Source organism: Actinophytocola glycyrrhizae, from assembly GCF_042653545.1.
GTDB lineage: Bacteria > Actinomycetota > Actinomycetes > Mycobacteriales > Pseudonocardiaceae > Actinophytocola > Actinophytocola glycyrrhizae.
In genome coordinates this window covers 283,695-295,411 of record NZ_JBHSIS010000007.1, presented here as the reverse complement: position 1 = coordinate 295,411, position 11,717 = coordinate 283,695, and the positions used below count along the sequence as shown (strand labels likewise).

General features: G+C 72.0%; 9 protein-coding genes. 3 read left to right on the top strand and 6 right to left on the bottom strand.

The features are described from left to right. The first annotated feature begins 90 nt into the window (after nucleotides 1–90). Genes ACFPCV_RS17280 through ACFPCV_RS17270 form a run of 3 tightly spaced genes read left to right on the top strand, consistent with a single transcriptional unit; the run spans nucleotide 91 to nucleotide 3,394 of the window. Nucleotides 91–1,476: an FGGY-family carbohydrate kinase gene (locus ACFPCV_RS17280; RefSeq protein WP_378057212.1), complete on the top strand. Its 1,386-nt coding sequence runs from the start codon at nucleotides 91–93 to the stop codon at nucleotides 1,474–1,476. Next, nucleotides 1,473–2,342 carry a hypothetical protein gene (locus ACFPCV_RS17275; protein WP_378057211.1) on the top strand — a complete coding sequence of 290 codons (870 nt, stop codon included), beginning with the start codon at nucleotides 1,473–1,475 and terminating at the stop codon, nucleotides 2,340–2,342. The genes ACFPCV_RS17280 and ACFPCV_RS17275 overlap by 4 nt, the downstream gene beginning before the upstream one ends. Next, nucleotides 2,339–3,394, top strand: a complete 1,056-nt coding sequence (locus ACFPCV_RS17270; RefSeq protein WP_378057210.1) for a LacI family DNA-binding transcriptional regulator — start codon at nucleotides 2,339–2,341, stop codon at nucleotides 3,392–3,394. Before ACFPCV_RS17275 ends, ACFPCV_RS17270 begins: the two co-directional genes overlap by 4 nt. 285 nt (nucleotides 3,395–3,679) lie before the next feature. On the opposite strand, the gene ACFPCV_RS17265 is transcribed toward ACFPCV_RS17270, so the two are convergent. From ACFPCV_RS17265 to ACFPCV_RS17240, 6 genes are read right to left on the bottom strand one after another with little or no spacing between them, the layout of a single operon-like run. Beyond that, nucleotides 3,680–5,080, bottom strand: coding sequence for an FAD-dependent oxidoreductase (locus tag ACFPCV_RS17265; RefSeq protein WP_378057209.1), 1,401 nt, complete (start codon nucleotides 5,078–5,080; stop codon nucleotides 3,680–3,682). Next, nucleotides 5,077–6,873, bottom strand: coding sequence for a hypothetical protein (locus ACFPCV_RS17260; RefSeq protein ID WP_378057208.1), 1,797 nt, complete (start codon nucleotides 6,871–6,873; stop codon nucleotides 5,077–5,079). The genes ACFPCV_RS17265 and ACFPCV_RS17260 overlap by 4 nt, the downstream gene beginning before the upstream one ends. Beyond that, nucleotides 6,870–9,293 carry an alpha-mannosidase gene (locus ACFPCV_RS17255; RefSeq protein WP_378057206.1) on the bottom strand — a complete coding sequence of 808 codons (2,424 nt, stop codon included), beginning with the start codon at nucleotides 9,291–9,293 and terminating at the stop codon, nucleotides 6,870–6,872. The genes ACFPCV_RS17260 and ACFPCV_RS17255 overlap by 4 nt, the downstream gene beginning before the upstream one ends. A 2-nt stretch (nucleotides 9,294–9,295) precedes the next feature. Then, nucleotides 9,296–9,898, bottom strand: coding sequence for a D-sedoheptulose-7-phosphate isomerase (locus tag ACFPCV_RS17250; protein WP_378057205.1), 603 nt, complete (start codon nucleotides 9,896–9,898; stop codon nucleotides 9,296–9,298). Next, on the bottom strand, nucleotides 9,895–10,860 hold the full coding sequence (locus ACFPCV_RS17245; RefSeq protein ID WP_378057204.1) for an ROK family protein: 966 nt from the start codon (nucleotides 10,858–10,860) through the stop codon (nucleotides 9,895–9,897). The genes ACFPCV_RS17250 and ACFPCV_RS17245 overlap by 4 nt, the downstream gene beginning before the upstream one ends. Next, nucleotides 10,857–11,666, bottom strand: coding sequence for a carbohydrate ABC transporter permease (locus tag ACFPCV_RS17240; RefSeq protein ID WP_378057203.1), 810 nt, complete (start codon nucleotides 11,664–11,666; stop codon nucleotides 10,857–10,859). The genes ACFPCV_RS17245 and ACFPCV_RS17240 overlap by 4 nt, the downstream gene beginning before the upstream one ends. Nucleotides 11,667–11,717 lie beyond the last annotated feature (51 nt).

Genomic DNA, 11,717 nt, shown 5'->3' with positions numbered 1-11,717 from the left:
ACTTCGGACTGACTTGACCTTTGCCGGCCCGGTGGTGAGGATTACGCCCTGATGTGGCAACGTTGCCACACCTCTGGGGAAGGGAAAAGTGTGACCGGGCTGCTGGCCGGCGTCGACGTCGGGACGACCAACTGCAAGGTCGGCGTCTACACCGTAGACGGTACCGCCGTGGTCGAGCGGCGGCGGCCTACCCCCGCCGATGCCGGGAACCTGGTGGCCGGGGTGCTGGATGACCTGCGTCGATGCGTCGCGGAGGCCGGGGCGCCGGACGCGGTCGGGGTGACCGGGGTGGCCGAGGGCGGGCTGCCGCTCGACGACGACCTGCTGCCGATGGGGCCGATGCTCTGGTGGCACGACAAACGCGCCACGGGTGAGGCCGGGTGGCTCGCCGAGCGGGTGGGACGGGAGTCGATCTTCGCGACCACCGGGGTGGACGTCGCCGCGCGGACGCCGCTCGCCTCGTGGCTGTGGGTGCGGCGGCACCAGCCGGCGCTTCTTGACCGGATGCGGGTGTGGGTGGGGATTCCCGAGCTGGTGGCGACGGTGTTGGCGGGTAACCCGTTGTCGCACCGGACGTTCGCGGGGCGGTCGGGGGCCTACGACCAGTTGCTGGACCGCTACGACGAGGACCTGCTCGGGCTGGCGGGGGTCCGGGCCGGGCAACTGCCCGACCAGCACGTCGGCGCGGCCGTGGCGGGACCACTCCCAGTAGGCACTCCGGTCGTGGTGGCCGGGCACGATCACCTGGTTGCCGCACACGCGGCGGGCGCGCGTGAGCCGGGAGATGTGGTGGACTCTCTGGGAACGGCAGAGGCGGTGGTGACGGTGTCCGAGCGGGCGGCCCCCCGCGCCGCGGCCGGTTCCGGCATGTCCTGGAACCGGACCGTGGACGGGACACGGTGGGCCATGGTCTCCGGTTTCCCGCATTGCGGCCGACTTCTCGAATGGCTGTGCTCGCTGGCGTCACCGGCAGGCGACGTCGCCGGCCTGGAGAAGGTGGCCGCGTCGGTGGACCGGCGACCGACCGGGATCGTGGTGCTCCCCTACCTCGAGGGCCTCGGCGCGCCGGCCCCCGACCCGCACCGAAGACTCTCGGTGCACGACCTGGCGCCGGGGCAAGGGTTGCCGGACGTGCTCGTCGGCGCGCTCGAGGGCGCGTCGTTCCACGCCCGGTGGCTCGCCGAGCACCACGCGGAGCACACGGACACCAAGCTCCACGCGGTGACCGTGCTCGGCGGACCGAGCAGGGGCACGGCATGGATGACGGTGAAAGCCCACGTCATGCCGGGTCCGGTGCGCTCGACGGCGACCCCGGACGCGGCGTGCGCTGGTGCCGCGCTGCTGGCGGGCGCCGCCGTCGGCATGCCGGCACCCGTGCTGCGTAGCGCTGTGCTGGCCCGTGACGATCTCCTCGCCGACCGATACGACGCGATCTACCGGGGTGGCTTCCTGCCCCGGGTACGGGAGGTGGCATGACAAGCCTGACCGAGTTGGCGCGGCCGTCCGGTGGCCTGGCCATGGTGGCGATGGACCAGCGGGAGAGCCTGCGCGCGATGCTCGGCGCACACACTCCCGCACCGGTCTCCGACAGCGACCTGACCAAGTTCAAGCTCGCGGTGGCCACGGAGCTGGGCGCGCACGCGAGCGGGTTCCTGATCGACCGCACCTTCGGGTTCGACCAGGTGCTGGCGGAGCGGCTGCTGCCGCCGTCGTGCGGGCTGATCCTCGCCGCGGACCGGCTGCGGCACCCGCCGGAGGGCGGCCCCGTGGTGGAGACCTCGCTCGACGAGGAGATCAACCCGGTGCACGTCCGCGAGCGCGGCGTGGTCGCGATGAAGCTGCTGCTGGTGTGGCGGCCGGACGAGCACCGGGGCGCGCGGCTCGCGATGGCGGAGGAGTTCGTGCGGCGCTGTGCGGGCGCCGGGCTGGTGTCGATCCTCGAGGGTGTGGTGCGCCCGACGTCGGACGACGACTTCGACCGGCTGCAACTGGAGGCCGCCGCCGAGCTCGGGGCGCTGCGGCCGTCGCTGTACAAGGCGCAGGTGCCAAGACGCGGGCTCGGCGACCAGGCCGAGGTCGGGCGCGTGTGCGAGCGGATCACCGCGACGGTGCCGGTGCCGTGGGTGGTGCTGTCACAGGGTGTGACGATCGAGGACTTCCCGCAGGCCGTGCAGACGGCGTGCGACGCCGGCGCGTCCGGCTTCCTCGCGGGCCGCGCCATCTGGAGCGACACGCTCAGTGACCCGGGGCCACTGCTGCGGTCCCGTGCGGTGGACCGGCTGAAGCGGCTCGCCGAGGTGGTCGACAGCTCAGCCCGGCCGTGGCAGGAGGTCGCTGCATGAGTCAGGTCGACGGGGTGCCCCGGCGGGTGACCATTGGCGATGTCGCCAGGGCCGCCGGGGTGTCACCGTCGACCGCGTCGCGGGCGCTGACCGGGCAGGGGTACGCGGCGGCTTCCGTGAAGCTGCGGGTGCTGGCCGCGGCCGACCGGCTCGGCTACGTGCCCGACGACATCGCCCGCAGCCTCAAGCGGCGGACGAGCAGGCTGGTCGGGGTCGTCATCTCCGACCTGCGCAACCAGTTCTACGCCGACCTCGCCGCCGGGATCGAGCAGGTGCTCGGCGGGGCCGGCTACCAGATGGTGCTGGTGAACGACGACGGTGATGCCGACCGTGAACTGGCGGGCGCCCGCACACTGCTGGCGATGCGGGTGCCCGGCGCGATCGTCACCCCACTCACGCCGGAGGCGGGCGCGCTGCTGACCGCGCAGGGGGTGCGGGTCGTCGAGGTGGACCGGCAGATGGCACAGAGCCAGTGCGACGCGGTCCTGGTCGACTCCGAGCACGGCGCCCGCGTCGCCACGTCGCACTTGCTGGAGCTCGGGCACCGGCGGATCGCGTTCCTGATCGACGAGCTGGAGTGGACCACCGGCGTCGGCCGCCTGGCCGGGTACAAGGCGGCACTGCGCGCGGCGAGGGTCAAGTTCGACCAGCGGCTCGTCGCCAGGGTCGGCTTCGGCTCCGGCGACGCCGCGACCGCGCTCTCGACACTGCTCGACGCGCGACCGGACGTGACCGCGGTCTTCGCGGCGAACAACCTGATGGCGTCCGGGGTGTGGCAGGAACTGCAGCGGCGGCGGCTGCGGGTGCCAAGGGACATCTCGCTGGTCGCGTTCGACGACCTGCCGTGGATGACCATGGTGCAGCCCGCCGTGTCCGCGGTGTCGCAGCCGGTCGTGGCGATGGGGTCCCGGGCGGCGGAGATGCTGTTGGCACGGCTGTCGGGAGAGTTCGACGGGCCACCGAAGACCGAGTGGCTGACACCGGCCTTCGAACGCCGCGGTTCGACACGGAAGCTGAGTGGGCAGGCCTCCGGCCCCCGGTCTCCAGCGTAGCGGCCGACACCGACAATTCCGGGTCGACCATCCACAGGCTCGCCCCCGCACCCCGGAACGGCGGGCCGATGCCGTGACACAGCCAACGCACCCCGATGGTGGCGCAAAGCCCATCACACAGGGGCTCCCGCCACCCCGGAGACCTGCCCGTCCGACGTCCGGCGAGGACGAACCCACCGGTCGTCATGACGAAGACGGGCCTCCGCCCCCGGTTTCCAGCCTACGTGGCACGGACGACATTTCCGGGCTGTCACGGTGGAGTCGTCCACAGGGGTGGAGGCGTTTCTACAGCGCCAGCACCTGGCCCTCGTCGTGCAGTTGGTCCTGCAGGGCCCTCGTGTCGATCTGTTGCACGGCCACGTTCTTCTTCAGTGCCTGCACCGCCGCCAGTCCGGCCGCGTGGCCCAGCATCTCGTACTGCGGTTCCATGCGCACGGAGCTGAACGCCACATGGGAAGCACTCACGCACACCGGCACCAGCAGGTTCCGGCACTCGTTGTATCTCGGCACCAGTGAGCGGTACGGAATCTGGTACGGCCGCACGGGAACCGACAGGTAGCCCTCGTTGTACACCGACGGGATCGGGTCCGGGTGTTCGTACACCCACCGCCACGTGCGGCGGACCTCGCGGATGTCCATGTGGTACGAGCCCATCGCCACCGTGTCGTGTTGTGGGGTCGCCGTCAGGTCGTGCTGGGTCAGGACGTGCGAGCCGACCATGCGGCGGGCCTCGCGCACGTACAGCTGGTGCGGGAGCCCGCCGTCGAACTCGTCCGCTGCCCAGCCCCAGCCGTCCAACCGCCCCTGTGACGCCATGAAGTACAGGAAGTCCCTTGTGTACTCCTGGAATCGGCGCACGATCTCGGCGCGACGTGCCGGGCCGGCCGTCGGGTAGTCCTGGTGGCTCCCGTCCAGCAGGTTCAGCGACAGCGGGCCGATGGAGTTGCCGTCGCACTTGCCGTTCGGGAGGTTCTGCACCAGGCCGACCACGTCGTCGGGCGGTCCCGGCGCCAGCCACCGGCGCGCCAGTTCCCACTCCTCGTCACGGAACCCGTCGCGGCGGGTGAACGGGATCCGGTCCTGCGCCGTGGACAGGCAGACCCGGTAGCCGTACGCCATGACGCGGCCGTCGCCCTCGCCGACGGCGGCCTCCTCGCCGGGGTCGATCAGCGGCAGCAGCGAACCGTCCCGCGCGAACGGGTTCAGGTACGGCGGGAACTGGTGTTTCCCCGGCGCGGGCTCGGTGCGGCCCGCGAAGGACTCGCCATGCAGTGCGCGGCTTTCCCTGCCGACCCGGTACGACACGCCTGCCGCGGCCATGAGGTCGCCCTCGTAGCTCGCGTCGATGTACACCGCGGCGTCGGTCATGGCCGGGACCTCGGCGCCGAACTCGACCGCCACGCCCGCTTCCGTGAGCCACCGCGTGAAGATCCGTTCCGCCACATGGGGTTCCGGGCCCGCGTACCGGTCGGTGCCGTAGTGGTCGGCGACGGCCGCGCGGAACTGTGCCGCCATGCCGCCGAGCACCCTCGGGTCGCCGATGTCGGTGTACCCGAGGCCGCCGGACACCATGCCGCCGACGTGCCTGCCCGGTTCCAGCAACGTCACCGCCACCCCGTGCCGCGCCGCCGCGACCGCCGCGCACACCCCGGCCGCCGTCGCCCCGTACACGACCAGCTCGCTCACAGGCTCTCCTCACAGGCCAGCAGCAGCACGCCGACACACCACGCGTGCGACAGCGTCAGCAGCATCCCTTTCGGTTGGTAACAGGCGGTCTGGAAGTACCGTTCGGTCACCATGCCGCGGTAGGCGTTGAAGTCGCCGTCCTCGCGGGCCACGAACTGCCGGAAACACGCCAGTGTCTCCGCTGCCGACCGCGTGTAGTACTCGTCGCCGGTGTGCTCGCCGAGGCGGGTCAGCTCGCGGTGGCAGATCAGTCCGTAGGAGTGCAGGTGCTGGTTCGCCGGAGACGCCTGGTCCGCGCCACGCGAGCGGAAGTCGTAGTGGCCCAGCAGGGTGTGCGGCGGGAAGTCGACGTCGTAGGTGTACCGGAAGGTGAGCGTCCAGTCCGCGGCCCGGCACGCCAGGTCGAGCCACTCGCGGTCGCCGTCGGCCTCGTACAGGGCCACGTACGCCATGATCGCGAGGTAGCCGTCCTCCGACGTGGGCGCCAGGTCCACGTCCTCCGGCGCGCCGTACAGGAACTCCTCGCGCACCGCCTGTGCGTAGTACCGGCCCGCGCGCTGCGCCACGGCCACCCGGCCCGCCGACACCAGGGCCGGTATCCACGCCAGGCCGCTCGTGCCGAACCGGTCGATCACCGCCCCGGTCTCCACGTCGTAGCCGGAACCCAGTGCGCCGTCGGCGTCCTGGCTCGCGCACGCGACGTCCAGGTTGGACCGGACGGCCGTCACCCACAGCGCGGGCGCCGCGCCCAGCGCGACCGCGCGCTGCAGGAACACCGTCGCCTCGCCGAGGGTGCGGGCGTGGACCCGGCGCCGGTTCGGGGTCCAGCCAGCGTTCCAGCCGTTTTCTCGGGTCCACTGCCCCCAGAACGTGCCGCCCGGGGTGAGGTTCGCGGTGATGTTGTCCAGCACCGCGCACGCGGCGTCCACATAGGACCGATTGCCGACGCGGCGGCCGTGGCGCAGCAGCGCGTACGCGTGCGGGACACCGCTGAGCCACGCCACGTGCATGGCCTGCCGGTCGCCGCGCTCCCCCAGCGCGTCCCGGTCGAACGCGGCCGTCTCCAGCAGCACCGCGTCCTCGTCGCGGTAGTGCCACCGGTACAGCCCCCACGCGGTCAGGTCGGCCGCCTCGGTGAGCGACACCCACGGCACCGTGTCGAGGTCCCGCGCCGCGGTCCTGCGGTGCACGTCCCGCAGCACCTCGCTGTACGAGTGCCGGTCGGGTCCGAGCACGTACACGTCGAAGTCGATGGTGACCGTCTCACCGGCCTCCCACGGGTACGACGGGACGTCGGCCGGGCGCGGTGTGGGGCTGCCGTCGTACACCACCGGCTCCTCCCGGTACGGGAAGTGCAGACGCAGCACCGGATGCCCGTCGTCCACGGCGAACCCGACCCCCGCCTGCCCGAGCGGTGACCACTCGGTGGTGACGAGCGCGGCGCCACCGGCGGCGTCCCAGCCGAACACCGCGGGTGTCGCGCACCGGTCGGCCCGGAACGACCACGCGTCCGACTCCAGCGCCGCCGGGTCCGGGTCGGCCACCGTGAACCTCGGGTACCGGACCCGGCAGCCGGTGACCCGGTTCTCGCCGTAGAACACGCCCGGCACGAGCCAGCCGGGGTCGTCGGTGCGCCCCAGCCGCAGCGACACCCGCAACCCGGCCGCGCCCGCGGCCCGCGCCGTCACGGTCAGCCGCACCGCGAACCGGCCACCGTCGTGCGGTGTCACCTCCTCGGCGACCGCCAGCGCGGCGTCCTGGCCGAGCACCGTCACCGTGAACGGCGGGGTCACCACTCGATCAGGTCCGTCTCGACCACCGCGGCATCGGCATCGCGGGGCACCAGGAACGTCTTGATCTCCGCCGGTCCGAACGACGCGCTCACGGAACGGCCGAGCACCTCGACCGTCGCGTCGCACGCGCGGCCCGCGGTCTCGTACGCCCGGACCACGAGCGCGCCCTGCCCGTCCTCGGCGGCCTTCAGCACGGTCGGCACGACGCTGCCGTCCGAGACCGCCATGAACGACCGCGCCGAGGGCAGGTCACCGTCGTGATAGGACTCCAGCAGCGGGAACGCCGGCTGGTTCAGCTCGGCCGCGAGCCGCACCACGGACGCGTCGCGCCAGTCGCCCGCGTGCGGGACGAGCCGGTAGCCGAACTCCTGCCTGCCCTGGTCCTGGAAGGTGTACAGCTCGTCCGGGTCCAGCTCCTTCGGCTCGTGCCACGCGTACACCGGGCTGCGGACCGCGGTGACGCCGATGTCGGCACCGGTCACGTCGTGCCCGTACTTGCCGTCGTTGAGCACCGCGAGCCCGGCGCGCCGCCCACCGGGCAGCTCACCCGACACGTCGACCCACGCCTGCGCGACCTCCTCGCTGCCGTTCGCGGGCCGGACCAGGTGGCCGTACGGGATCTCGAACGTGGCCGCCACGTTGGACAGCACGGTCGGGAAGCGGAGCTTCAGCAGCTTCTGCTTCTCGTGCCAGTCCAGGGTGACGCGGACCTCGACGTGGCGGTCGCGGACACCGAGCACGTACTCCTCGGTGAGGGTCGACGACCCGTACTCGCTGACCACCCGCACCACCGCGCGGACCGGGCCGTGTTCGACGAGCCGCACCGACCGGGGGGTGAACGTGCCCGCCACCTTGTCGTACGCGCGCACCCGGTGGCCCCACGTGTCCGACCGGTCGTCGATCACGACACCGTGCGAGCCGCCGCCGACGACGTCCACGTCGGACACCTTGTCGCGCAGCGACCGCAGCCACCCGGTCCCTGGGTCGATCTCCAGTGCGAGGAAGTCGTTCTCCAGCCGGGTGTCGGTGGCGGTGACGACCGGCGCGCCCTCGGTGTCGCCGGACGGGTAGATCCGGTACACGCGGTAGCCCAGCGGCGGCACGTCCGCTGCGAGCGTGAGCCTGCGCCGCCACCCGTTGACGGTCGCCCTGGAACGGGTGCGCTGCACGGCGACCGGGTTGCCGTCGTCGTCGACCGCACGGGCGCCGAACGCGGGGAACCCGCCGAACTCGAAGTCGACGTCCGCGACCAGCCGCCACGGGTGCGGGTTGAACACGACCAGCGGCGTCATGTCCGGCTCCTGCCGGATGTCGATGCGCCGCGCAAGCGTTTGCACCGACCGGTTGAACGCCTCACCGGCGAGCGAGACGGCGTGCCCGTACTGGTCGCGGCTGTCCTCGTAGGCCGGTTCGATCGCGGCGCCGCCCAGGGTGTCGTGGAACTGGTTGAACAGCACGAGCTTCCAGGCCCTGGTGAGATCCGCCAAGGGGTAGGTCACACCGGACACCGACGCGGCGACCGCCGCCCACTTCTCCGCGCGGGCGAGGAGGTTCTCCGCACGCCGGTTCCACCGCTTCACCCCGGAGTGCGCCGAGTAGCAGCCGACGGCGTGGTGCTGCAGCTCCCCCGCGTGGACCGGGACGTCCACCCCGGACGACATGACCTGGTCGAAGAACTCACGTGGCGACGAGCACCGCAGCCTCGGCAGCCCGCCGGTCGCGTCGAGGCGGCGGATCGAGTCGAGGTTGGCCCTGGTCGGCCCGCCACCGTGGTTGCCGACACCGTAGAACACCATCAGGTTCGGCGCGTCCGGCGGCAGCTGCGCGAGCGACTTGTCGACCTGGTAACCCAGGTCGGTGCCGGAACTGCAGTACTCGTGCGGGATCCGGTAGGTCAGCACGCGGGTGCCATCGGGCGACTCCCACCAGAAGTACGGGCCGGGCAACGTCATCTCGTGCGGGCCCGGCCGCATGAACACATAGGAGTCCATCCCCGACTTGGCGAGGATCTGCGGCAGCGACGCGCTGTGCCCGAACGGGTCCACGTTGAGGCCGACGGTCGACGTGACGCCGAAGCGCTCCTTCAGGTACCGCTGCGAGTACAGCCCCTGCCGCACGAACGACTCACCGCCCGGCAGGTTGCAGTCCGGCTCGATCCACCACCCGCCCAGCTGCTGCCAGCGCCCGTCGGCGATCCGCTTGCCGATGGCGGCGAACAGGTCCGGGTCGTGTTCCTCCACCCACGCCAGGTACAGCACCGAGTCGCAGGTGAACACGAACTCGGGGTACTCCTCCATCCGGTCGATGGCCGACCGGAAGGTGGCGCGCACCTCCTGGTAGCCCTCCGGCCACTGCCACAGCCACACCGGATCGATGTGGGCGTTGCCGATCATGTGCAGCATGCGTTCCTCTGTGGACATACTCACCCCTCCCCTGCGGCCCATGCGTCGACCCGCTCGCTGAGCAGGTGCAGGAGCAGCAGGTGCATTTCCTGGATCCGCGCGGTCTGCTTCGAGTCGACCACCAGCGCGTGGTCGGCGTGCTCGGCGGCGGGCCCACCGCCCGACCCGCCGAAGAACACCGTGGTGGCACCCATCTTCCTGGCCTCGGCGAGGCCGCGAACCACGTTCGGTGATCGCCCGCTGGTGGAGAACGCGATGACCATGTCGCCGCGGCGGACGAACCCGGTCACCTGGCGGGCGAACACGTCGTCGTAGCCGAAGTCGTTGGCGATGCAGGTGAGCACCGACGGGTCGACGGTCAGCGCGAGCGCGGGCAACGGCCGTCTGGTGCGCTGGTAGCGGCCGATCAGCTCGGCGGCGAGGTGCTGCGCGTCTGCGGCGCTGCCGCCGTTGCCGAACGTGAACAGCCGCCCGTCCCGCTCGTAGGTCGCGATGAGCAGATCGGCCACCGTGGACAGTTCGGGGAGCAGCTCGGCGACGCTGGACGCGAGCCCGACATGGTCGGCCAACTGGTCCGCCAGTGTTCGATCGGTCGCCACGCTGCTCCGCTCCGCCTCGTTCACACGACTCCTTCCGGGAAGAACCGGCGCATGGCCACCGTGGCCGCGCCGACCACACCGACCTGGTCGCCGAGCGCGGCCCGCTCGACCCGCACGGACCGGCCACCAGGCGTCATCGCGGACGCGTGGACGGCGGCCCGCGCCGGGGCGATCAGGGCGTCGCCGGACCGGGTGACCCCGCCGCCGAGCACGACCAGCTCCGGCTCCAGCACGTTCACGATCGAGGTGAGCCCGGCGCCGAGGGCGTCGGCGGTCTCGCGCCACACGCGTGCCGCGAGCGGGTCGCCCGCCGACGCGTGCGCCGCGACCTCGGCCGCGGTCAGCGACTCCACAGTGGACAGCGAGCTGCCGTCGTCGAGCGCCTCCCTGGCGCGCTCGGCGATCGACGTGCCCGACACGTACGCCTCCAGGCAGCCGCGGCCACCGCAGCCCCGGCACGCCCGGCCGCGCCAGTCCACGACCACGTGGCCCAGCTCCGCGCCGTTGCCCGTCGCGCCCCGGTACACCTCGCCGTTGAGCACCACGCCGCCGCCGACACCGGTCGACAGCGTCAGGTACACCATCTGCGCCGTGCCCGCACCGGCGCCGAACCGGTGCTCGGCCTCGGCGGCCGCCGTGCCGTCGTTGTCCAGTGCCACGGGCCGCCCGAACGCGGTCGCCGCGAGCGTGGTCACCGGCACGTCCACCCAGCCCGGCAGGTGCGGCGGCGACAGCAGCACGCCCCGGTCCGCGTCGAGCGGGCCGCCGCAGCCGATGCCGACCGCCGCGACCTCCGGCCAGTCCACGCCCGCGTCGGCGACCGCCTTGCGGCCCAGCGCGAACAGCACGTCGAGCACCGGCTCCGGCCCGTCCGCGGCGGGGGTCGGCGCGACGAGGAACGAGCGGACCCGTCCCGTCGCGTCGACCAGCCCGGCCGCGAGCTTGGTCCCCCCGATGTCGAGCGCCAGCACCCGGGGGGCCCTCATCCCTTGCGCCCCTGCGTGGCGATGCCGTGGATGAAGTGGCGTTGCGCGAGGAAGAACACGACGACCATCGGCAGCGTGGTGATCACGCTGCCCGCGAGCACGATCTCCCACTGCTGCTCGCCCGCCTGCCCGAACCGGTCCGAGATCGCCTTCAGCCCGCGCGGCAACGTGAACAGCTCCACGTCCCGCAGGTAGATCAGCGGCTTGAGCAGGTCCGACCAGCTGGCCTTCAGCTCGAACACGAACGTCACGATCAGCGCGGGCTTGCACAGCGGCACCGCGATCCGCCAGAACAGGCCCCAGTGCCCGACCCCGTCGATCCGCGCCGCCTCGAACAGGTCCCTTGGCAGGCCGAGGAAGAACTGCCGCAGCAGGAAGATGTAGAAGGCGCTGCCGAACAGGTTCGACGCCCACAGCGGCACCTGCGTGGTGGCGAGCCCCGCCGAGTTCCAGATCAGGTAGACCGGGATCATCGTGACCGCGGTCGGCAGCATCATCGTGCCGAGCACGATCGCGAACCACCCGTTGCGGCCGGGGAACCGGTAGTAGGCGAACGCCCACGCCACCATCGCGCTGGAGATCGTCGCCGCGAGCGCGGCGGCGAGCGCGACCGTGACGCTGTTGACGAACCACGTCCAGACCGGTGCCGCGTCCCAGATCTTGAGGTAGTTGGCGAACGCCCAGTTCCTCGGCAGGAACAGGTTGTCGAACACCTGCGACCGCGGCTTGAGCGACGCGGCGAGCACCCACCAGAACGGATACAGGAACAACACCGAGGAGACGGTCAGCCCAACCCAGAACAGCACGCGGCTCTTCTTGACCGGCACGGGTTTGGGCCGGCCGGGCGACGCGGACGC